The organism is Paenibacillus sp. 01T47 (genome assembly GCF_056398245.1).
Map to the genome: position 1 here is coordinate 46749 of NZ_JBFTPA010000007.1, position 18435 is coordinate 65183.

The following is an 18435-nucleotide window of genomic DNA, read 5'->3' on the forward strand; positions in this document are numbered from 1 at the left end:
CCATTTTAACTATTTTCATTCTCCCCGCTTTGTCATCTCAATTCTTTTGACAATTTTAGACTTGAACGATATACTAAAGTGTAGTCAAAAAACAACTAAATTAACTTTTTTATCGGAGGAGCCTGCCAACAGCGGGCTCTTTTTGCGTTTTTTTAAGGCTCCGGCAGAAATGGAAGTACTTTTATAGAAATAGGGAAAAGCTATGGAAGTCATATGTAGAGGAAGGGGAGAGTGTTTTTGCTATCTGTCATCATCATTTTACCATTTATTATGGCTGCTATTAGTCCTTTGCTGCGAAAGCTGCTGCATGGACTTCATACGGGTTGGATTATTCTGCCTTTGCCAATTTTGCTGTTTAGTTATTTTCTATGGAAAATACCAGCGATTCAAAGCGGTGAAACCATAACGGCAACCATCCCATGGATACCTTCATTAGGAGTCAATTTCACCGTTTATTTGGATGGTTTAGGTTTATTATTTGCCTTATTAATTACGGGAATTGGCGCGTTAGTCGTCCTTTATTCGATTTATTATTTGGATAAAAATAAGGAAGCGATAACATCCTTTTATGTTTATTTGCTTCTATTTATGGGGGCTATGCTCGGGGTTGTCCTATCAGATAATCTTATTGTGCTGTATGGTTTCTGGGAGCTGACGAGTATTTCCTCGTTCTTGCTGATCGCTTTCTGGAACCATAGAGAGAAATCGAGATATGGCGCATTAAAATCTATGCTTATTACAGTATTCGGCGGCCTCTCTATGCTGGCTGGTTTTGTACTGCTATATGTGATGTCAGGCACCTTTAGCATTCGTGAGATCATCGGCAGCGTTGATACGCTAAGCGGCCATGTATTGTTTTTGCCCGCAATGCTGCTTATTCTAGTCGGAGCGTTTACGAAATCGGCGCAGTTTCCATTCCATATTTGGCTGCCCGATGCGATGGAGGCTCCAACCCCTGTAAGTGCGTATCTGCACTCAGCGACGATGGTTAAGGCAGGTTTATATTTAGTCGCAAGGTTCAGTCCAATCTTCTCTGGAGAGTCGGCTTGGTTCTGGCTCGTTTCGTTCTTTGGTCTTGTGACGATGATTTATGGCTCTTTCCGAGCGATGAAGCAGACGGATTTAAAATCATTACTCGCGTTCTCAACGATTAGCCAACTCGGCTTGCTGATGAGTTTATTTGGACTTGGATCGGCGGCGGCTTTCTATACAGGAGGTACAGATTCACTCTTTTATGCAAAAGCTACGATGGCAGCCATCTTTCATTTGATCAACCATGCTGTGTTTAAAGGTGCTTTGTTCATGGTTGTCGGGATCGTTGACCATGAAACAGGGACGAGAGACATTCGCAAGCTAGGCGGTCTTATGGCTCTAATGCCAATAACCTTCCCCATTGCGCTTATTGGAGCCTTCTCGATGGCGGGCCTGCCACCGTTTAATGGCTTTTTGAGCAAGGAAATGTTTTTTACAGCGGCTCTTAATATTAGGCAGCTGGACTTTTTCAACGTTTCATTTATGCTGGCTATCATTCCCGTTATCGCATGGGTTGCAAGTATATTTACATTTGTATACAGCATGATTTTGCTATTTAGAACGTTTATGGGACCAGCACAGTTTGAGAAGTTGGCGAAGAAGCCGCATGAAGCGCCGCTCGGCATGCTTATTTCCCCGGTCATTCTTGCTTCTTTAGCTGTCGTTATCGGTTTGTTCCCAAATCTGCTTGCGTACTCTTTAATTGAACCTGCCATGGCTGCGATTCATCCGAATGTGCTGCTGCCCGGCGAGCGTTTCCTCGTGCATATTCAATTCTGGCATGGCTGGACAACTGAAATATTTATGACGATGGGCGTTGTTATTGCAGGGACACTTTTGTTCAAGTTTCATCAACGTATCCAGTGGATCAATCAACCGCTCTTCCAGCACATCTCATTGAACCAAATGTATGATGGAGGACTTCGAGTATTGGATAGAGGCTCCAATCGGTTGACCAACCGTTATATGACGGGTTCCATTCGCCACTACTTGATGTACATTTTTGTATTTCTAATTGTGTCGCTTGGGTTAACGATGATTCAAGAGAAAGTGAATGTGTTTCAGTTCTCGGATTATGCTCCAATATCCGTATATGAGGCGGTTATTATTATCGTCTTAGTCATATCGGTTATTGCTATACCGTTTACGAAGTCGAGAATGATGGCTATCATTTTAACGGGTGCGGCAGGTTATATGGTCACCTTGTTTTTTGTCATCCTACAGGCGCCTGATCTAGCTTTGACTCAGATGATCGTCGAGACAGTATCGGTGACGCTGTTCCTCTTATGTTTCTATCATTTGCCGAAGCTGAGCAAGGAAATAGCCGCCTTGCGTTTTCGACTATCTAATTTCGTTATTGCGCTTAGTGTGGGGATTATAATGACTTTAATTGCACTTGGTGCAAGCGGAAATCGCGCGTTTGATTCTATATCAGACTTTTTCTTAAAAGAGAGCTACGAATTAGCGGGCGGCAAAAATGTGGTTAACGTCATCCTCGTTGATTTCCGCGGCTTTGATACGATGCTTGAAATTGTTGTCCTTGCCATCGCATCGTTAGGTATTTATTCCATGATTAAGCTGAAGCTGGATACAGAGGATGAAAGAGTGTTTCTGCCTAAGCAAAGCAATAGAGGAAAGCTGGCGTTTCCAGTAGTAAGAAGCAACGATGTTATTCTGAAAACGATAGCGAAAGTCGTTATCTTCATTATATTAACGTTCTCAGTGTATTTGATGTTCGCAGGGCATAACCACCCAGGCGGAGGATTTATCGGGGCATTAATGGCGTCGGCTGCATTTATTTTGCTTACGATGGCCTTTGGATTGCAGACGATGCGAGAGGTCATTCCTATCGATTTCCGAGTATTAACAGCGATTGGGCTGTCGATTGCTATTTTGACGGGAGTAGGATCTTTTATATTTGATGCACCATTCCTCAGTCATGCCTTTGGTCACTTCGAGCTGCCGCTATTGGGTGATACGGAGCTTGCTACGGCAATGCTGTTTGATTTAGGGGTATATTTGACCGTTATTGGCGTGACGATGACCATCATTTTAACGATAGGGAGGGATAAGTAGCTATGGAATTGTATATGTCACTCGCAATCGGTGTTATTTTTACAGTCGGGGTGTATCTGATCTTGTCCAAAAGCCTGCTGCGTATCATTTTGGGAACCTCTATCCTTACCCATGGTGTTCATTTGCTGCTGCTTACGATGTCCAAGCTGAAAACAGGAGCTGCGCCGCTGCTTGGCGAAAAGGCGGAAACGTATGTTGATCCACTGCCGCAGGCTCTGATTCTAACTTCTATCGTCATTAGCTTTGGCGTAACCTCTTTTTTCTTTGTACTCGCGTATAAGGCTTATCAGAAGCTGGGTACTGACGATATGGAGCAGTTAAGGGGGAATGACGATGAATAATCTGCTTGTATTCCCGCTTCTCATTCCTTTGTGTACGGCAGTTATTCTTTTGTTTTTTAAAAATAGTGTGATCGGGCAGCGCTGGATAAGTGTGATTGGTATGCTTTTTAATCTGGCTGCAGCTATTGTCCTTATCTATCAAGTAAAAACGGAGGGCATTCAAACGCTGCATATGGGAGGCTGGCTGCCGCCATATGGTATTGTGTTCGTTGGGGATATGCTTGCCGCATTGCTTGTTTTGGCTACTTCGATTGTCGGCACCTTCTGTTTGTTCTTTGCATTCGGAACGATCGGCAAGGAGAGAGAAAAATATTATTTTTATCCGTTTTATCAGTTTCTGCTCGTCGGTGTGAGCGGATCGTTTCTTACGGGAGATTTGTTTAATTTATTTGTGTGCTTCGAGGTTATGCTCATTTCCTCCTATGCGCTTATCGTGCTTGGAGGGACGAAGAAGCAGCTCCGCGAAACGTTGAAATATATATTAATTAATATTTTATCCTCAACACTATTTGTAGCAGCAGTCGCCTATTTGTACGGAGTTGTAGGCACTTTGAATATGGCGGATCTATCACAGCGCATAGCTGAAGTAGGTCAGAGCGGCGTCTTGAACGTCATAGCGATACTGTTCATGATCGTATTTTCTTTAAAGGCGGGACTGTTCCTATTTTTCTGGCTGCCCGGCTCTTATAGTGCGCCTCCGGCAGCGGTATCCGCATTGTTTGGTGCGCTGCTCACGAAAGTAGGCTTATATGCTCTCATACGGACATTTACGCTTATCTTTTATCATGAACCTGCGATTACGCATCATTGGATGGCTTGGATGGCCGCTGCAACGATGGTTTTAGGCGCTTTCGGGGCAGCCGCTTATTCCGATATTGGCCGTATTTTGAACTACAATGTCATCATCAGCGTTGGTTTTCTAGCTTTTGGGTTAGCAGTGAGCTCAAAGGAAGCGCTAGATGGAGTCGTGTTCTATTTGCTGCACGATATGGTTGCCAAGGCACTCCTTTTTATCATTGGAGGAATGCTTATGTATATTGCTGGTACGGGGCGTTTAAAGGAAATGGGAGGCTTGATCAAGCGTTATCCGTTTATGGGCTGGATGTTTTTTATCACAGCGTTAGCCATTGCAGGCATTCCTCCACTTAGTGGATTCACAGGAAAACTGCTGATCATTATGGGCGGCTTTCAGGAAAAATATTTCTGGCTTACAGCTGTGTCGCTAGCATCAAGCTTCATCGTGCTCTATTCCTTGATCAAAATATTTATGGCGGCTTTCTGGGGTGCAGAAATGAAAAACGCCGAATCGCTGCCTGCCGTTAATAAAGGATTTATTGTTTCCACAGCAGGGTTATGCTTGATCGTCGTTGCGATGGGCATAGGATCGGAATGGGTGTACCAATACGTTTCTGAAGCAGGGCATACGCTTATCAATCCGGCGCAGTATATCGATGCCGTATTAAAGGAGTAGATGAGATGGCGTTGCAAATCTTATTAAACTTAATCATTTCGTTCGTATGGATGTTTCTTCACAATGACTGGTCGGCTCCGCGGTTTATCGTAGGTTATATCATTGGTATTTTATTTATAGGGCTGCTCAGCCGCTTTTGGACGCATGACTTTTATATGAAGAGAGTATGGGCAATCTTTAAGCTGCTTGTCCTGTTCATAAAAGAATTGTTTGTATCCAGCTTCGTTGTGATTGGACTAATCGTTCGTCCTAGGCTCGCCATACGTCCAGGGATTTTTGCTCTGCAAACCGAGCTCAAAACAGACTGGGAAATCACAGTGCTGTCCTGCCTAATCTGTTTGACACCAGGGACGCTGACGCTCGACGTGTCCAAGGATGGACGAACATTATATATTCATGCGATGGATATGGATGATGCGGAGCTGCTCTCACAGCAGATCAAGGATTCTTTTGAAAAAGCGATTATGGAGGTGACTCGGTAATGCTGTCCACTTTGCTTATTGCATCATTAGTTATACTGTCACTAGCTATTTTGGGCTGTATGTACAGGCTGCTCAAAGGTCCATCCATAACGGATCGGATTGCTGCTTTGGATACGATTGGCGTCATTTTATTATCGATGATTGCAGTCATTTGCATGCTGTTAAAAACACAAAATTATTTCGATATCATATTATTGATCGGCATATTGACCTTTATCGGGACAACCGCTTTTGCAAGATATATTGAAAGGGGTGTCGTCTTTGAACATGGAGATGATAAGTAAAGCAGGAGAGCTGATTATTGGTCTGATGGTTCTGTTTGGTGCATTAATTGGTGCTCTAAGTGCTTTTGGCTTAATTCGGCTTCCTGACGTTTATTTACGATCACATGCGGCAACCAAAAGCGCGACGCTTGGGGTGTTGTTCATTTTGGTAGCCGCTTTCCTATACTTTATGATTTATTTGGAGCATACGAGCGCCAAGCTGCTGTTAGGTATTGTGTTCGTATTCATCACGGGACCGGTAGCCGGACATTTGAATGGAAGAGCGGCCTATCGTTCAGGCGTACCGCTATGGAATAAAAGCGTACAGGATGATTTGAAGGACGCCTCTAAAGAGGAACAGGGATAATTGCCAACAAAGGACAGCATACCTTTCTAATCGATCCGCTTCAAAAAGGAATGAAACATGATCTTTAATAAAATAAGATGATAGGCGAGCCCGATGCCAAATACCCCTAAAGCTGCTGAAGGCTCGCCTGCTATGCCTAATAAATAGCATTTGGCAGGCCAGTAGCTTGGAATCCATGCGCCTAAATATTGCCATGGCAAGGGGGTGAAGGCTGCAATAATAGGCCCTGCAAAAAGTAAACCGCTTATTTTGGACAAGGCTAAGCCTTCGACCTTATTAGAAGCAAAAGTCGCTAGAAACAAAGCCAAACATGGGGCCTCTAGGGTTAGCAATACAATGGTATACAAACTTTCGATTTGAATCTTTGCCATGCCCGATAATAGGATGAATAAACTGGATAAGCTTAATGCAAGTGCGCATGGCAGCAGTAATCGATACAAAAAATAGCCTTTACGTGTGAAAGGGGTAATCGCATAATAAGCAATCATGTTTTCATCCCGTTCATCGAGCATAAGAAGCCCAGCCATTGTCCCTGGAAGCAGCGGTATGACAAGCATAAGGAACGTTACCGCGAAATTGGAATAATCCATCAATAAAAAGCCATACTGCTCCTGTATCCAATCGGATAATGGAGGGAAGGCATAACGTGCAACCACGATAATGGCTAGGGGACCAAATAAACTGGCCATAAGCATAGGATCCATCCTAATTTGCCTCGCATCATTTTTCATAAAAGCTTTAATTTTAAGTATCATCATGAATCCCCCTTTCCTATTTTCATAAGAATGACCTGCTGAAATGACCGTTTAGCCCATAAAAAAACGAGTGTGTTGCCCAATAATAAAATGAAAATAGCATACAACGTTTCTGCGACAGTGGGCTGTTTGATCATCGATTTTAACAACAAGAGGGTTCCTTCCGTAGGGATGATCATGTATAAATATTGATTGCCAATGTGAAAGAAGTCGAGTAGAGGAAGCGCAAACGGCAGAGCATAGAGCTGTGAGCGTAGAATAAAACCGTTTACCGATTGCGAGCGTACAACTACGCCAATGGATAACAAGGTGAAAAAGCTGGATGTAAGCAGGATGCCAATCGTGAAATGAAAGGGTGAAGCGGGTACACCAATGGAAAATAGATGTATAGCCCAGGCAGATGAAATCGAGAGCAAGGCAAGAGAACAGGTTTTGGCAAGCAAATATTCGGTTACACGAAGTGGTGTTACGAACAGATTGTCATGAATGCCTTGGTCTTTCTCAAGCAAGACAATGCCGCCGGCTAGAATTAACCCTAACGCACTTGGATCAGAGAAGGTAAGCAATAGAGCAACGGTTGTTTTGTATTCTGTGGGAATAGAGTGGAGCAATAGGAGATATATTGTGCAGACGAGCATGTAGATCAAGTAAAATTTATGGCGCCACTGGAAACGAAGATCATGACATACGGTCATCCACATTCTCATACTAAAGCCCTGCCTGTCACATCAATAAATATTTGTTCAAGAGTTGCTTCTAAGGAATGAATCGTTTCGATTTTTTCATGACGTATAAGGTTCATAAATTGCTGATTCCCCGCAAGCCCAGCCATAGAAAAATGTTCGGTTATCAGCTCATGCTGCTTTAAATATTCAATTCGAACACTGTTTTGGCCATGTCGCAGTCTTAGCTCTCTAGGAGAATCAATAAGCTTAATCTGACCATCGACAATAAAAGCAACACGGTCGCAAAGCTCCTCGGCAGCTTGCATGTTATGCGTTGTGATGACGATGGTAGTACCTGCAGCTTTCCTCTCCAAAATCAACTCTTTCATCCGCTTTGCATTTACGGGATCAAGGCCGGAGGTCGGTTCGTCGAGAAACAAAATATTTGGTTGATGCAGCAATGCACGACAAAAATTCAACCTCATCTTCATGCCTTTGGATAGCTGTGAAACCTTCATATTCGCCGCATCCTGCAGTCCGACCTGGGAGAGGAGATGCATAGGGTCCAAGGTAACGCCTGCATAAAGAGAACGAAACAATTTTAAGTTTTCAAGGACTGTAAACTTGCTGTAGAAGTTGGGGAATTCAAAAGCAACGCCGATTTGTTCATAATAGTCGGGACCAGTGCTCTTGATTTCATGATCCAAAACGCGCACACTGCCTGCGTAACCTTTGAGTGCACCGATTAATATTTTTTGCGTAGTGCTCTTTCCAGCACCTGATGGACCGAGAAAACCAAATACTTCTCCCGGTGCGATTGAAAAGGTAAGGCCGTGCAGAATCGTATTTGTTGTACCGGGATACCTGTACTCAAGCTGATTCACTTCGATCATCTGATAATTTCGCCTCCTAAATCACGCTTTGCATACATACCTTCCGCAACAATATCAAGCATAAATGAAATGGTATCGGAATAAATGCCGGGCCCGATTTCCTGCTTATGCAAGGTAAGAAGGACAAGCGCTCTAATCATACTGACGATAAGCTCAGGCTTTGTATGAGCGAGAATGCCAGCTGCTTGCCAATGATGAATAATTGGCATTAAGGCATCTGCATCATCCGAGAAATTATGTTCCAAGAGCTCTGGAGGCAGCTTGCGTACAAGCTGAGCAAATTCACCTTCCAAATACATTTGACGAACCATAGGGCTTTCGCCTAATAGACGGAAGGATTCAATAAGAAATTGATGAATACTCTCTTTGGTTACGAGTTCACTCCGATTTAACGAAGCAAGCAGACGGTTGCGAATTAAAGCCTCCTCTTCAAGCAGAATGTGATAAAAGAGCTCCTCCTTCGAATTGAAGAACATATAGAAGGAGCCTTGTGCAATGCCGCAAGCTTTCGTTAAATCCTCAATGCTTGTTTTGCGAAGACCAGCAGCTTCGAAGCAGCGTTTGCCCTCTTCGAACAGCTTTTTGCTAATCCATTGTTTCTCTTGCTCACTGAATTTTTTGGGCATAGGGATTCTCTTTTCTTTTTTTATGATTTTATGAATAATTTTATTTTATATTCACAATAAGCGATAAAGGAGATTTCAGTCAAGCATAATAAAAGAGCAGTACCCAAGTAGAGGATACTGCCCTTATTTTGAAATTTTAGAAAGCAGATCATTTGCTGCTGTTATCTTATATTTCTCTGTCAAAGCGGCCACTATTAGCTTCAGCGTCGCCGTGAAATTCTGCTTTTGCCAACTTTAATGGAAGGTTTAGACGTTCGCGGCTTGGTGAATACTTTGCTTGAGCTGCTCTTTTGCTTATTGTCTTTCACAATCTTGCCCTTGGTCGCTGGCTTTGTGGTGATTGTGTTCGTGCTTGCTTTGGAGGAGGAGGAAACACCCGCCTCTTTGGAGCGTCTCATGACCGAGCCGGTACGATTAACGGTAACTGGTGGTGCAAGCTTCTTATCATCAACGGTAGGTATGCGGTACGTTGTCTTCGGCTTGTATGTATCCTTTGACGAATAACCTCGGTATTTGCCGCTGCCGTATTTGCCCTTATCAAACAGATCATCAAGAACACTCGCGATTAAATAGGCTTGGAGAAAGCTTGAGCTATAATTCTGACGTACATATTCCGTTGAGTTAATTTCGATCAGTGTATCTTCCGGTGCATCAGGAGCCTGCTGCAAATCGATGACTTCATCGGAATAGACGAGAAACATCCGCTCTGTACTTGTATCGCTCTGCTGCTTCGGTTTACGCTGCTCGTTAAAATCCGAAGCGACATCAGGAACGGAACGATTTGCGGCACGATAGACGTAAGAGGTTTGATTGCCAGAGCCATTGACTGATTCTAACGGGTACTGCTCCTTAACCGTATCTGAAATGGTGCATGCGGTGAGAAGCGGGATGATAAAGCTAAGCAGAAGCAGGTATTTCAAAGATTGATGCCACCATTTGTTCATCGTTATCCTCCTAGCCGCCGCGCAGCACGCGAACATCTGCAGGCAGCACGCTTTCTCCTTCATAGAGCATGAAGCGCCCGTTTTGCCATTCGATACGAAGCAGCTTCATATCATCCGATTGATATTGCCAGACAGACTGTTCGCCTCCCTGCATGTATGGCGTTTTGCCGGTCGCCGTAATTAAACCGGAGAATTGCTCCTCCATATGATAAGTACGTTCATCCAGCTCCAAAATGGTAGGCACCTCGTCAATTGATTCCAAGCGCCCGTCTATAGGGTCATACAGTGTGAATACGGTTCTTTCTCGCTCCTCTATCGTTAAATAACGAATGGTTATGCCATCCTGAAGAGTGAGGACAATCGCGTTGCGTGCACGATTATGAGTTCTGCCTGTGACGTTATAAGTCGTTAAGGAAACCTCGCAAGCATCGCCAGGTGACAATGTCATTATGCTCTTCTCAGCAATGGGCGGCGGAGAAGTAGCAATCAGGTTTTTGATCCGTTTGAACAAGCTCATCGTATATACTCCTTCTGAATAATTAGATAGACCCGATAATTAGTGCACCTGCAACATGAAGAGAGCCTGCGAATAACGCGTAGTTGACTTTACCCTCATGAATACCTTGCTCCAGCTTCATACCGCTGACAGCGATGACGATTTTCTCTACGATCCACTCCAGTATGAGCAGCAGCACAAAGGAGATGAGCGAAATGAGTAGAGCTTCCCACATTTCACTTGATTTACTGATGGATTGGGACAATATGTACGCTTGAGCAAATAATTTGAGAACAAAGCGAGTCGTTACCGCGGTATTTCCTTTTTTAATTTCCTGCAAATCGTTGTACTTCGTAAAACGCGAGTCTAAAAACATGATGATGATTAATAAAATTGCTCCAGCACCTGTCCAAATCGGAATTCGAATAAGGTCAATCCAAGACATCGTCAGTTCCTCCAATGGTTCAATTTATAAAAAAGACCGCTTCCGTTAAAACCGGTCCTCCGATTCGTAACATAAGCGGCCACACTAGATAATATTTATGAAGTGACTAAGCTATTACTGTTTCTCGTATTGCTTCATCAAGGCGGCAAGCTCATCATCGACCGCTTTATCCTTGCCGAGCTTCTCAAACTCAGCATCAAGCGACTTTCCTTTGGCGCTCAATTCGTTACTTGCTTCAGCTTGCGCTTCCATTTGCAGCATCTTCTCTTCCATACGCTTCATGCCTGAAGCAGCTGAATCGGTACCGAAGCCAGACATTGCTTTATTAATTTCCGTTTGTGCCTTGGCTGCATTGTAACGAGCGACGAGTGTCTCACGTTTGTTTTTAAGCTCAGTGAGCTGCTGGCGCATCTCATCCAGCTTGCCGCGCAGATTGTCTGCGAGCAATTTATTCTGATCGAAGCTCGTTTTGTACTCCGTTGATTTTTGTTCGGCTGTTTTCTTCTCTTCCAAGGCACGACGAGCGAGCTCAATGTTTTGCGCTTGTGCTGCCAGATGGGCTTGCTCACTGCGCTTCTCTACCAGCTGTGCTTGCTCTTCATAAAGCTGCTTGAATTTTTTCTCAATGGCAATTTGTGCTGCGACTGCTTTCTCGGCATCGGCTAGATCCTCTTGCATGTCGCGAATATATTGATCGGTCAACTTAACAGGGTCTTCCGCTTTCTCAATTAGAGCATATACATTCGATAAAGTTAGATCACGCAGTCGTTTAAATATGGACAATGAAATCCCTCCTAGAATCGTAGTACGCATAAGTCATAATACGCGAAGAGCAAGCGAGTCGTTGCAAGTAAATGCAGAATCGCTGCCATTCGCGTTTATATTTAAAGAAATGCTACAATAAACCAAAATGATCACCTGTATGAGAAGAAAAGAGGGAGCATAACCATGGAAAATAGCAAAACTGGAACGGAGCGGTTTAAGCGATTTATTTTGAACAATAAATTCGTATTATTTCTGCTTGTTTTGTTGCTTGTTGGACTGAATATTATGGTGCTGACGAAAATTTCATACATTTTCACGCCTTTAACCGTGCTGCTCAAGACCTTGCTGCTGCCGGTCATATTGGCGGGAATAGCTTATTACTTATTTAATCCAGTCGTCGACTTCTTAGAACGAAAGGGAGTCAAACGGATATATTCTATTATTATGCTGTTTCTGGTTGGCGCAGGACTGATTACAATTTTGCTGGTCATCGTCATTCCATTATTAAATGGGCAAGCCGTGAGCTTCGTGAACAGCTTCCCTAAATATGGCGAGCAATTGCGGGTTAAATTTGAGCAGTTTATGGATAGCGCTGGATTTATTCAGGTACAAGAGTGGTTTAATTTAAATCCGGAGAAGCTGACGTCGAATATTACAGAGCAAGCCACATCCATTCTGAATGGAACGTTAACAAGCGTGGGTTCCTTTGTGGGAGCACTTAAAGAGGTTATTCTTGCGATATTGACGCTTCCGTTTATATTGTTCTATTTGCTAAAAGACGGGAAAAGGCTGCCGGAAACGATCGTTAGTGTCCTGCCTAATAAGCTTCAGCCGCACACGAAACGAATTATGGCAGAGATGAACGGACAAGTCAGCAGCTATATCCGAGGTCAAATTATAGTAAGCTTCTGTATTGGGCTGCTATTATATATCGGTTACTTAATTATTGGCCTTGAGTACTCACTTGTGCTTGCGCTGGTAGCTGCGTGCACAAGCGTTATTCCGTATCTAGGGCCTGCCATTGCGATTACACCAGCTTTAATTGTCGCTATGGTGACTTCGCCTGTCATGCTCCTGAAGATGGTGGTTATATGGACGATTGTTCAATTAATCGAAGGCAAATTCATCTCGCCGCAAATCATGGGCAAAACGCTGCATATCCATCCGATTACCATTATTTTTGTTATTTTGACTGCAGGCAACTTGTTTGGCCTTGGAGGGATTGTACTCGCGGTACCGGGTTATGCAGTCATCAAGGTCGTTGTGATTCATCTGTTCGAATGGTTTAGAAGCCGCTCGATTCTTTATGAAGCAGATAAGAAAGGCGAAAACATGCTATAATAACCGATTTCGCTTAAGCAGCTTGAAATATATAAATACAATACCGAAAGCCAGCAGGTAGGATAAAAAGGTATACCCTATATTCCAGCCGTTGCCGTAGGATACTTTGCCATAGATTAGAGCCATAAACTCAAGCAGTGTAGTGCCCAGTATGAACAAGAACAAGATTAGCACGGTTAATACGGGGCGTGAATTGATCAGCCAGATCATAAAGCATGCTAGTAGCGGGTAAAGACCGATATCAAGCGGCAAGGCGGAAACGGACTCGTCATTGGGGATAAGAGGCGTGAAGTCCCAAAACTTTAATTGAAAACCAATTGAGTTGATGACTAAAGAGGAGACCGCTCCGATAGGGAAAATAAGAAGCAAGGTTTTGGGGCTTTTTATGCCCAAATATATACCGGCAATCCAAGGAACAAAGAACCCAAATATAATATTGATAAGCATTATAAGTTCCTTTCTTGAACATTTTTTATTAGAATGTCCTGAATCCAGATCAGCATGCGTGAAAAAGAAAAAAGGAAGGCGCCAAGTGCGCCTTCCTTTTTGTTTTAACCTACCTCAGGTTTGAGCAGTCGAATAGGTGGACCGATCGTCAGCTCAACTTTATTGATGCGATGTTTGCTTACTTCACGAACGGTAAAGGTCAAATTATGAAAGCCAAATTGTTTGCCTGGCTTAGCTTCTTCCATTTCACTGTACAGCCAGCCGCCGACCGTGTCGACCTCTTCATGCTCAAGCTCGGCTCCTATGAGGTCGCCTAGCTCAGTGAGCGATACCTTGCCATCCAGCATATAAGATGTATCCGACAGCATCTCGATATCTTTGCGTTCATCGGCATCAAATTCATCTCTGATATCGCCGACAATTTCCTCCAAAATATCCTCAATCGTTACAAGGCCGGAAGTGCCGCCATACTCATCTACGACGATCGCAAAGTGTACGCGCTCCTGCTGCATCCGTTTTAGCAATGTCTTGACAGGCATCACCTCGGATACGGACATGACAGGCTGTATAAGTGTTTGCAAATCAATTTCTTTGTTTACTTGATATTGAAGAAACAATTGCTTTGTGTTGATCATCCCGACGATATGGTCTTTGCTGTCGCCGGCAACAGGGAAGCGGGTATACTGTTCCTTGCGAATAATATCCATGTTTTCTTGCAGCGTATTGTTCTTATATAAGACGGTCATGTCTGTACGCGGAACCATAATTTCTTTAGCTAAAATTTCATCAAAAGCAAAGATTCGATTTACGTAACCATATTCCGTATTGTTGATTTTACCGCTCTCTAAGCTGTCTGTTAAGATAATTTGAATTTCTTCTTCGGAATGGGCGTTCTCATGCTCCTTCGCTGGCTTTAAGCCAAACAAACGAACCAACGCATTGGCAGATCCATTCAAGACCCAGATGAAGGGGTACATGACTTTGTAGAAAAGAATAATCGGTTTTACGACAGTGAAGCTGACAAGCTCTGCCTTCTGGATGGCAATGCTCTTAGGAGCAAGCTCACCAACGACCACATGGATAAATGTGATGAATAAAAAGGCGATTAGAAATGACAAAATGTGACTCAAATTACTGTTTAGATTCCATTGCTCGAATAGAGGGAGAAGCAGTTTTTCAACGGTAGGTTCTCCTAACCAACCAAGTCCGAGCGCTGTAATTGTAATACCAAGCTGACAGGCAGATAGGTAACCATCCAAATTGCTTACAACACGTTGAACGGCAATTGCGTTTTTCTTGCCTTCAACGACTAACTGGTCGACACGGCTGGAACGAAGCTTAATGATTGCAAATTCAGTAGCTACGAAAAAAGCGGTTAACACAATTAGTAAAGCAACTAAGAGCAGATTAAGTCCTATACCCATAATAAATGTTCACAATCCTTCTTATTCGTATTTAATTGATGTTATTTAATAGTACGAACTTTCTGCCAATTCATCAAACCGCTGAAAGAGGGTTATACGGCTGCAAAAGCTCAATTTTACCGATTTAGAGAAGCCAGTAGAACAATATTAGCCGATACCTAGCGATTACGAGATTATTTGTCTGGTTTAATGAATAGTTCTTATGAACTCGAAATGAATAAAAAAAAGAACGGCAGCAGGCCGTCCATTTTTTTTGAAATATAAGAAAGGATATGATTTACTGTTACTTACCTTATATTTCGTAGTCTAGTCGTTATTAAAACTTATTTGCCTGCTGCTCTGACCACTCACCGATGACAGGCAGCTTATTCAGCTTCCCTTGCAGCGTGAGCAGCATGAGGCCAATCCATGCAATAAAAGCGGCTAGACCGAGCAATATCCCTAGCAGCCAACCAATTATCGGGATAAAGCCTAACAAAATATTAGCGGCGATGAAAGCGACCGATAAGACGATAGACTGTACAGCATGCAATCTAACGAAGCGGCTCTTCTTCTCTAGCACAAGGAATATAATGCCGGTTATAAAACCTGCCAGGTAGCAAAGCAAGCCTGCTACTTTCGGATCAAGTCCCGTTGATGAGCTGTCTGGATGTAAGGATGGAGGTTGATTCAAGAGATTCACCCTTTCTATTTTACCTATACTTGCAATGATTGTATTCGTCATACATTTTCAGTAGACCTCTTTATTTTATAAAATATTATCCAAAATTGGTATCAAAACTTTGTAAAAGGTTTGTAACCTGTTTCGACAAATTATCGTCTAAACTAAAGAATGCGTATTTATAAAAGAATTGATAAGATAGGAGAAGTCATCATATTATGAATAAAATGAATAAACGCAGATGGTTAATTGCTGCATCAGCTGCAGTAGTGCTTCTTGGTGTTGTTGGTTTTTTCAACAGAGGAACATTGGCTATGCTAGGGTTTGATTGGTTTCTGGAAGGTCAGGTAAAGAAGCAGCTCGAGCAATCTTATAAACCTATCGATGGACGGGAACCCGTTCCAGTGAGTACAATTAATAAGAAACAAGATCCATTCTCCATCCTGCTGCTCGGCATTGACCAACGCGGCAAGGAGACTGGACGGTCGGATACGATGATCTATACGGTCGTTCGTCCAAATGACGGCGAGATGCTCATGGTTTCCATACCCCGTGATACGTATGTAGATATCGTCGGTAAAAACAAAGAGGACAAGATTACGCATGCATACGCTTTTGGCGGTGCGGGAATGGCAATGAACACGGTTGAGAAGTTTCTAGACACACCTATTCAATATTACGCTTCAATTAACTTCGAAGGATTCCGTAACGTGATCGACACGCTTGGCGGAATTTCGCTTCCTATCGAAGAGGATATTGTGAACAAAGATGCTGATCATGAGAAATTTGTCATTAAAGCAGGCCAGGACACTTACAACGGTAAGGATACACTGAACTATGTTCGTTATCGTGAGGATGCTGGCGGCGATATCAATCGTACAGAGCGTCATCAGATTTTCTTGAATCTTCTTATGGATAAAGCGAAACAAATGAATCAATGGTCCAAAATTCCTGAGCTTATGGATATTATGGGCGATAATTTCAGTACAGATATGCGTCCGCAGCAGCTAGTCGATTTAGGTCAAATCATGCTCATGGCGAAGGATCGCAAAATCTACAGCCATTCGCTGCTTGGTGATGGACATCGCTTGAAGAGCGGCGGAGCTTGGTATTATTTTGCCGATGAAGAAGATTTGTCGAAAGTACAGACCATGATCAAAAACTGGTTAGATGCAGATACACCTGCTTCCAGCTTAATATTGCCTGATAAGTACAATGAAGATAAGGTCAAAGATGTAGGTGCATTATCAAGCAGCGAAACGACGACTAAGCAGCCTTAATGCTGCTTGCTCCGCTCCGTCTTGCTGCTTTAGGACCAATGGGAATGGAAAGAGCAAACGGATCGGAGTGGTTTAAGAAAAATGAATATCGCGTTTTTTTTGTTGCCGAAGCAAGAGGTTGTGTGTGTTACTCAGGATGTAACGTTAAGACAAACGCTAGAGCGTATGGAGTATCATCGCTATACGGCGGTTCCTATCATTAATGATGATGGCGGTTATGCAGGTACGGTTACGGAAGGCGATTTGTTATGGTATTTTAAAAATCATGCTGACTTATCACTGGAACAAACCAACAAGGTGAAGCTAATTGATGTACCGCTTCGAATGAACAACAAGACGGTACGAATTGATGCCAATATGGATGATCTGATCTCGCTGGCGAAGGTGCAAAACTTTGTACCGGTTGTCGATGATATGAATCGTTTTATCGGCATTGTACGCAGAAGCGAAATTATTGATTACTGCCAAAAAATTATTATGGAGCAGCATAATGTGCTTCAGGATAAATAAGAAACGGCAGCGATTGGGATCGTCTTCAGGTACTATTTTCAAACTAGGCAGGGCAATATAATAAGCAATAAGACGGAATAAGCTTGCTGTTCCGTCTTTTTCTTTTATAGGAAGCGCCTAAGCGGACAGTTCGACTAAAGAGTGAGCCTGCTGGAATGTGAGTGATATGTTTAGCTTTTATGCTATAATGAGTTGTAAAAGTTTCGTAAGAAACCAGATTATATAAGCAAGAGGTGAACGGTTTGAGAACCGGCTTGAAACCAGTGCTGTGGAGCTTTGCGGCACTCCTTTTATTATTGTCCCTTCTAGTACCGCTATTTAACGTAATTACCATGCTGCTGCTTATGGTGCCGTATGTCGTACTGTATACGATACTGTCGCCAAAATCTTTTGTGCTGCATCTGCTTCCGGTATGGGCGCTGGCATTTATTATCGGCGGGCCAGCTACACTTATTATCGGATTATTTTTCCTCATACCGTCTATTGTGATGGGCCACTTGTATATGAAACAAGCGCCTGCCTCAAAGGTTCTTCGGACGGTCAGCGTCGTCGTTCTTGCTCAGTTAATGCTTGAGTTGATCATATTCGAGGCGTTCTTGAATATTTCGCTCATTAAAGAGCTCAGAACATTTATAAGGTCAACAGTCGATGAACTGATGACAAAGCAGCTGCTTCCTACAGAATGGAATTCGGATCTAACTGAGGTTGTTGCTCGTACGATGGTCAATTCTATTCCTGTAACCTTTATTATTATCGCTTTCGTACTCACTGCTATATCGCAATTTATAGCTCGCAGAGCTGTAAAGTGGAGCGGCGGCCCGGAAGTGCCTAGGTTTACGCGTGCCAAAGATTGGCGTTTGCCTCGTATACTCGTTGTGCTTTATTTAATTACTTATGTAATCGAGCTGTTCTCGTCGACGACGAGCGATTCTTTTTTTGCAGTGGCTTTGATGAACTTGGTACCTCTGCTTAGTTATGTTTTTGCGTTTCAGGCTGTCGGATTTTTCTTTTTCCTTGCTCATCAGCGAGGATGGAACAAAGCGGTACCGATTCTTATTGCGATTCCGGTGCTATTGATCCCGCCGCTTAGCTTGATCGGCGTGCTGGATACTGCTTTTCCAATCCGCAAGTCGTTTACGAAACCATAGCAC

At 43.2% G+C, this 18435-nt stretch carries 21 protein-coding genes; 10 read left to right on the top strand and 11 right to left on the bottom strand.

The features are described 5' to 3' along the window. Positions 1-231 precede the first annotated feature (231 nt). Genes AC1DOV_RS16000 through mnhG form a run of 6 tightly spaced genes read left to right on the top strand, consistent with a single transcriptional unit; the run spans position 232 to position 6032 of the window. Positions 232-3108 carry a Na+/H+ antiporter subunit A gene (locus tag AC1DOV_RS16000; RefSeq protein WP_477550421.1) on the top strand — a complete coding sequence of 959 codons (2877 nt, stop codon included), beginning with the start codon at positions 232-234 and terminating at the stop codon, positions 3106-3108. 2 nt (positions 3109-3110) lie between these two features. Next, entirely contained in the window at positions 3111-3449 is a 339-nt protein-coding gene (locus AC1DOV_RS16005) for a Na(+)/H(+) antiporter subunit C (protein WP_054025754.1), read from the top strand. Further along, positions 3442-4920 carry a Na+/H+ antiporter subunit D gene (locus AC1DOV_RS16010; protein ID WP_477550422.1) on the top strand — a complete coding sequence of 493 codons (1479 nt, stop codon included), beginning with the start codon at positions 3442-3444 and terminating at the stop codon, positions 4918-4920. The genes AC1DOV_RS16005 and AC1DOV_RS16010 overlap by 8 nt, the downstream gene beginning before the upstream one ends. Positions 4921-4925: 5 nt before the next feature. Further along, on the top strand, positions 4926-5402 hold the full coding sequence (locus tag AC1DOV_RS16015; protein ID WP_477550423.1) for a Na+/H+ antiporter subunit E: 477 nt from the start codon (positions 4926-4928) through the stop codon (positions 5400-5402). Beyond that, positions 5402-5686, top strand: a complete 285-nt coding sequence (locus tag AC1DOV_RS16020) for a Na(+)/H(+) antiporter subunit F1 (protein WP_339205809.1) — start codon at positions 5402-5404, stop codon at positions 5684-5686. The genes AC1DOV_RS16015 and AC1DOV_RS16020 overlap by 1 nt, the downstream gene beginning before the upstream one ends. After that, positions 5670-6032: a monovalent cation/H(+) antiporter subunit G gene (gene mnhG / locus AC1DOV_RS16025; RefSeq protein ID WP_477550579.1), complete on the top strand. Its 363-nt coding sequence runs from the start codon at positions 5670-5672 to the stop codon at positions 6030-6032. The genes AC1DOV_RS16020 and mnhG overlap by 17 nt, the downstream gene beginning before the upstream one ends. A 26-nt stretch (positions 6033-6058) precedes the next feature. Here the strand turns inward: mnhG and AC1DOV_RS16030 are convergent, their stop codons facing one another. From AC1DOV_RS16030 to AC1DOV_RS16065, 8 genes are all read right to left on the bottom strand, one after another. Then, on the bottom strand, positions 6059-6790 hold the full coding sequence (locus tag AC1DOV_RS16030) for a hypothetical protein (RefSeq protein WP_477550424.1): 732 nt from the start codon (positions 6788-6790) through the stop codon (positions 6059-6061). Next, on the bottom strand, positions 6787-7494 hold the full coding sequence (locus tag AC1DOV_RS16035; protein ID WP_477550425.1) for a fluoroquinolone export ABC transporter permease subunit: 708 nt from the start codon (positions 7492-7494) through the stop codon (positions 6787-6789). The genes AC1DOV_RS16030 and AC1DOV_RS16035 overlap by 4 nt, the downstream gene beginning before the upstream one ends. Continuing rightward, a complete protein-coding gene (locus AC1DOV_RS16040; protein WP_477511800.1) occupies positions 7491-8345 on the bottom strand; it encodes an ABC transporter ATP-binding protein in 855 nt (284 codons plus the stop codon). The genes AC1DOV_RS16035 and AC1DOV_RS16040 overlap by 4 nt, the downstream gene beginning before the upstream one ends. Further along, the gene (locus AC1DOV_RS16045; RefSeq protein ID WP_339205802.1) at positions 8342-8971 is read right to left on the bottom strand and encodes a TetR/AcrR family transcriptional regulator; all 630 of its coding nucleotides are present in this window, start codon (positions 8969-8971) and stop codon (positions 8342-8344) included. The genes AC1DOV_RS16040 and AC1DOV_RS16045 overlap by 4 nt, the downstream gene beginning before the upstream one ends. A gap of 200 nt (positions 8972-9171) precedes the next feature. Next, positions 9172-9915, bottom strand: a complete 744-nt coding sequence (locus AC1DOV_RS16050; protein WP_477550426.1) for a DUF4247 domain-containing protein — start codon at positions 9913-9915, stop codon at positions 9172-9174. 10 nt (positions 9916-9925) lie between these two features. Then, the gene (locus AC1DOV_RS16055) at positions 9926-10432 is read right to left on the bottom strand and encodes a DUF4178 domain-containing protein (RefSeq protein WP_477550427.1); all 507 of its coding nucleotides are present in this window, start codon (positions 10430-10432) and stop codon (positions 9926-9928) included. A 22-nt stretch (positions 10433-10454) separates the two neighbouring features. Then, a complete protein-coding gene (locus AC1DOV_RS16060) occupies positions 10455-10856 on the bottom strand; it encodes a DUF350 domain-containing protein (RefSeq protein ID WP_076266567.1) in 402 nt (133 codons plus the stop codon). Positions 10857-10970: 114 nt separating this feature from the next. Next, positions 10971-11639, bottom strand: coding sequence for a PspA/IM30 family protein (locus AC1DOV_RS16065; protein ID WP_076266566.1), 669 nt, complete (start codon positions 11637-11639; stop codon positions 10971-10973). Between the two features lie 165 nt (positions 11640-11804). On the opposite strand from AC1DOV_RS16065, the gene AC1DOV_RS16070 reads away from it, so the two are divergent. Beyond that, positions 11805-12962, top strand: coding sequence for an AI-2E family transporter (locus tag AC1DOV_RS16070; RefSeq protein ID WP_477550428.1), 1158 nt, complete (start codon positions 11805-11807; stop codon positions 12960-12962). Here AC1DOV_RS16070 and AC1DOV_RS16075 read toward each other — a convergent pair. From AC1DOV_RS16075 to AC1DOV_RS16085, 3 genes are all read right to left on the bottom strand, one after another. Next, on the bottom strand, positions 12957-13409 hold the full coding sequence (locus AC1DOV_RS16075; protein ID WP_477550429.1) for a CBO0543 family protein: 453 nt from the start codon (positions 13407-13409) through the stop codon (positions 12957-12959). The two genes, AC1DOV_RS16070 and AC1DOV_RS16075, sit on opposite strands and share 6 nt — an antisense overlap. 104 nt (positions 13410-13513) lie before the next feature. Further along, a complete protein-coding gene (locus AC1DOV_RS16080; protein ID WP_076266563.1) occupies positions 13514-14833 on the bottom strand; it encodes a hemolysin family protein in 1320 nt (439 codons plus the stop codon). 316 nt (positions 14834-15149) lie between these two features. After that, positions 15150-15515, bottom strand: a complete 366-nt coding sequence (locus tag AC1DOV_RS16085) for a DUF4870 domain-containing protein (protein WP_477550580.1) — start codon at positions 15513-15515, stop codon at positions 15150-15152. Positions 15516-15712: 197 nt separating this feature from the next. Between AC1DOV_RS16085 and AC1DOV_RS16090 the strand changes: the two genes are divergently transcribed. The 3 genes from AC1DOV_RS16090 (at position 15713) to AC1DOV_RS16100 (ending at position 18432) form a co-directional block, all read left to right on the top strand. Further along, positions 15713-16774 carry an LCP family protein gene (locus AC1DOV_RS16090; RefSeq protein WP_256710808.1) on the top strand — a complete coding sequence of 354 codons (1062 nt, stop codon included), beginning with the start codon at positions 15713-15715 and terminating at the stop codon, positions 16772-16774. A gap of 81 nt (positions 16775-16855) precedes the next feature. Continuing rightward, positions 16856-17284, top strand: a complete 429-nt coding sequence (locus AC1DOV_RS16095; RefSeq protein WP_076266562.1) for a CBS domain-containing protein — start codon at positions 16856-16858, stop codon at positions 17282-17284. Positions 17285-17526: 242 nt separating this feature from the next. Further along, positions 17527-18432 (top strand): DUF2232 domain-containing protein, encoded by a 906-nt coding sequence (locus AC1DOV_RS16100; protein ID WP_076266561.1) that lies wholly within the window; start codon positions 17527-17529, stop codon positions 18430-18432. The last annotated feature ends 3 nt before the right edge of the window (positions 18433-18435 follow it).

What these genes read in the sequence shown, in the direction of transcription:
- AC1DOV_RS16005 (WP_054025754.1), top strand. Translation starts at nt 3,111, where the DNA reads ATGGAATTGTATATGTCACTCGCAATCGGTGTTATTTTTACAGTCGGG.
- AC1DOV_RS16010 (WP_477550422.1), top strand. Translation starts at nt 3,442, where the DNA reads ATGAATAATCTGCTTGTATTCCCGCTTCTCATTCCTTTGTGTACGGCA.
- AC1DOV_RS16015 (WP_477550423.1), top strand. Translation starts at nt 4,926, where the DNA reads ATGGCGTTGCAAATCTTATTAAACTTAATCATTTCGTTCGTATGGATG.
- AC1DOV_RS16020 (WP_339205809.1), top strand. Translation starts at nt 5,402, where the DNA reads ATGCTGTCCACTTTGCTTATTGCATCATTAGTTATACTGTCACTAGCT.
- mnhG (WP_477550579.1), top strand. Translation starts at nt 5,670, where the DNA reads ATGGAGATGATAAGTAAAGCAGGAGAGCTGATTATTGGTCTGATGGTT.
- AC1DOV_RS16030 (WP_477550424.1), bottom strand. Translation starts at nt 6,790, where the DNA reads ATGATGATACTTAAAATTAAAGCTTTTATGAAAAATGATGCGAGGCAA.
- AC1DOV_RS16035 (WP_477550425.1), bottom strand. Translation starts at nt 7,494, where the DNA reads ATGAGAATGTGGATGACCGTATGTCATGATCTTCGTTTCCAGTGGCGC.
- AC1DOV_RS16040 (WP_477511800.1), bottom strand. Translation starts at nt 8,345, where the DNA reads ATGATCGAAGTGAATCAGCTTGAGTACAGGTATCCCGGTACAACAAAT.
- AC1DOV_RS16045 (WP_339205802.1), bottom strand. Translation starts at nt 8,971, where the DNA reads ATGCCCAAAAAATTCAGTGAGCAAGAGAAACAATGGATTAGCAAAAAG.
- AC1DOV_RS16050 (WP_477550426.1), bottom strand. Translation starts at nt 9,915, where the DNA reads ATGAACAAATGGTGGCATCAATCTTTGAAATACCTGCTTCTGCTTAGC.
- AC1DOV_RS16055 (WP_477550427.1), bottom strand. Translation starts at nt 10,432, where the DNA reads ATGAGCTTGTTCAAACGGATCAAAAACCTGATTGCTACTTCTCCGCCG.
- AC1DOV_RS16060 (WP_076266567.1), bottom strand. Translation starts at nt 10,856, where the DNA reads ATGTCTTGGATTGACCTTATTCGAATTCCGATTTGGACAGGTGCTGGA.
- AC1DOV_RS16070 (WP_477550428.1), top strand. Translation starts at nt 11,805, where the DNA reads ATGGAAAATAGCAAAACTGGAACGGAGCGGTTTAAGCGATTTATTTTG.
- AC1DOV_RS16075 (WP_477550429.1), bottom strand. Translation starts at nt 13,409, where the DNA reads ATGCTTATCAATATTATATTTGGGTTCTTTGTTCCTTGGATTGCCGGT.
- AC1DOV_RS16080 (WP_076266563.1), bottom strand. Translation starts at nt 14,833, where the DNA reads ATGGGTATAGGACTTAATCTGCTCTTAGTTGCTTTACTAATTGTGTTA.
- AC1DOV_RS16090 (WP_256710808.1), top strand. Translation starts at nt 15,713, where the DNA reads ATGAATAAAATGAATAAACGCAGATGGTTAATTGCTGCATCAGCTGCA.
- AC1DOV_RS16095 (WP_076266562.1), top strand. Translation starts at nt 16,856, where the DNA reads ATGAATATCGCGTTTTTTTTGTTGCCGAAGCAAGAGGTTGTGTGTGTT.